The organism is Phytoactinopolyspora endophytica (assembly GCF_004138495.1).
GTDB classification, from domain to species: domain Bacteria; phylum Actinomycetota; class Actinomycetes; order Jiangellales; family Jiangellaceae; genus Phytoactinopolyspora; species Phytoactinopolyspora endophytica.
Map to the genome: position 1 here is coordinate 297,112 of NZ_ML142849.1, position 1,795 is coordinate 298,906.

Sequence of the window (1,795 nt, forward strand, 5' to 3'; positions counted from 1 at the left end):
ACGCGGAAGGTGCCCCCGCCGGTCGAACCGTCGGCTCCGTTGCGACCGTCCACGGTCACGAGCTCGGTGTTTCCGTCGCCCGCGCCCTGCGCCCAGTCGGTGAAGGTGACGTTCACCCGCTGCGTCGAGCCGTCGGTGTAGACCACCGTGGCGTCACCGGAGGAGGGACCGTTGGTGGCCAGCCCGAGGAACGAGATGCTTGCCGCCTGCTGGTCTTCCAGGTCGACGCGCTGGCCGTGCGGGATCCAGTTGTCAGGCTCCCCTGGCTCGGTGACGGGCCAGGTGAACTCGATGTCCGCGTCGTCGAACGGGATGGTCTCACCGGGCGCCGCGCCGGCCTCGGCGAGCGTCTCCCGCGAGAAGGACCAGTCGCTGAGGTCCATCGAGCCGAGACCGCCCTGGCCGTCGGGGGTGGTGCCGGCGTTGTTGCGCTCGTGCATCCCCTCGGTGAACGAGCGCGGCACGTCGTCCTCGCCGGTGCCCCACTGGCCCGGGGTCTCCGACATGTCGAACTCGAGCGTGCCGCCGTTCCGGGCGAAGTCTTCGGGGAGCCAAGACGCGGTCTGCGACGTGCCGTCGACGCGAAGCCCAGTGGTGTACCGTGCCTCGTCCCCCGCACCTGGGGCGACGATCTCGTAGGTCCGATCGCTGCCGACACTGGAGATGGTGATCCGCTCGAACATCGGAGCGGTCACGAGGAGGTCGGCGGTGCCGTAGATCATAGGCGCGAGACCGAGGTTGGCGAAGACGTACCACGAGCTGAGCGAGCCCTGGTCGTCGTTGCCGGGCAAGCCCGACGGTGACGTGTCGTACATCTCGGTCACCGCGCGATAGAGCACGTCGGTCGCCTTGTGCGGCGCCCGCAGCCAGTTGTACACCCACGGCGTGCTGAAGGCGGGCTGGTTCGACAGGTAGTTCCCGGTCTGCGTGTATGCCCCGGCGTCGAGGTCTTCCATGAGCACGTCGAGTGCGCGTTCGGACGCCTCGGTCCCGCCGCGCGCCTCGATCAGGCTCGCAAGGTTGTGCGGCACGAGCCAGCCGTACTGGTAACCGGTCGACTGGTTGAACTGGCCGCCGCCGGCACCGTCGCGGACGCGCAGGTCGAAGTCGCGGTCGAACCCCGTGCGCTCGCGCGGACGGATGTGCCGGGTGTCGAAGTCGAACACGTTCATCCAGCTCTGCGAGCGTGCCATGAACCGCCCGTGTGCGTCACTATCACCGAGCCGGTCCGCGAGCTGCGCGATCGCGAAGTCGTCGATCGAGTACTCCAGCACCCGGCTCGTGGCGAAGTCGCCCTTGCGGTTCTCGATCATCCCGGTCGCGAAGTACTGGTAGGCGTCCGTGCGTGTGGAGGCATCGCCCGGCAACCGCTGGGTGTCGACCATGGAAGCCAGGGCCGCCTCACGGTCGTAGCCGGTCGCGCCGAAGGCGTCCATGGTCGACAGCACGACCTGAAGGTTGTCGCCCTGCATGCGGGCCGCCCCGGGAGCCCATCCACCGGTCTGCTCCGTGAGCAGCACGATCGAGGAGTTGATGTCGCTGGCGACCTCCGGGAACAGCATCGCGATCAGCTGCGCCTGGCTGCGATACATGTCCCAGCCGGAGCCGGCGAAGTTCACGTAGAAGTCGCGGCCGTCCTCCACGACATGGACCTCGTCGTCGTAGCCGAGGTACTCGCCGTTGACGTCGTTGCGCACGTTGGGATGGAGCAACGAGTGGTAAAGGGCGGTGTAGAACTTCACCCGCTCCTCTTCGGCGCCGCCCTCGATGTCGATCGTGCCGAGGGCGTCCTCCC

The 1,795-nt window shown here is 68.0% G+C and carries 1 protein-coding gene; it reads right to left on the reverse strand.

Annotation, left to right across the window (positions count from 1 at the left end):
• Nucleotides 1–1,795: glycoside hydrolase family 92 protein (locus ELR45_RS36400; protein WP_205855777.1), on the reverse strand; the 1,795-nt coding region annotated here is incomplete at both ends.